Source organism: Vibrio sp. 03_296 (genome assembly GCF_002265885.1).
In genome coordinates, this window is sequence record NZ_NPKW01001278.1 from 1 (window position 1) to 614 (window position 614).

1 protein-coding gene is annotated in these 614 nt (G+C 49.0%); it reads right to left on the bottom strand.

Annotated features, from left to right (window positions below; all coding sequences use genetic code 11):
• Window positions 1-364 precede the first annotated feature (364 nt).
• Window positions 365-614: hypothetical protein (locus CIK04_RS35210; protein WP_325206060.1), on the bottom strand; the 250-nt coding region annotated here is incomplete at its 5' end.

Here is a 614-nt window from a genome sequence, read left to right on the forward strand (position 1 = left end):
TTACAGCTGCCGCACCACCAGCTGTCATTCCCGTGCACACGGGAATCCATTCATCCACACACGCCAGATGTCACGTTTGGAAACACACTCGCCCCAACAGACAACAACATAGAACAACCCAACAACACATGCAATGAAGCGGTAATACCGAGCTACAACACTCGCTGTACGATGGATCCCCGCGTCCGCGAGGATGACGAGCTGAGAGACAGAAAGAGGCTGACAAACCTAAGTTATAAGTAAGAAGTTGTAATAACAAAGGATGAGATGAGACAAGACACATCAACAACGCCACTATCCCATAAAAACTCAGCACACCGCCGCCACGCCACCCATCGTCATTCCCGTGCACACGGGAATCCATTCATCCACACACGCCAGATGTCGCGTTTGGAAATGCACTCACCCCAGACAACAACATAGAGCCAAACTGACAACAACACTGGCAATGAAGCGGTAATACCGAGCTACAAGACTCGCTGTACGATGGATCCCCGCGTTCGCGAGGATGACGAACTGAGAGACAGAAAGAGGCTGACAAACCGAAGTTATAAGTAAGAAGTTGTAATAACAAAGGATGTGATGAGACAATACACATCAACAGCGACACTATC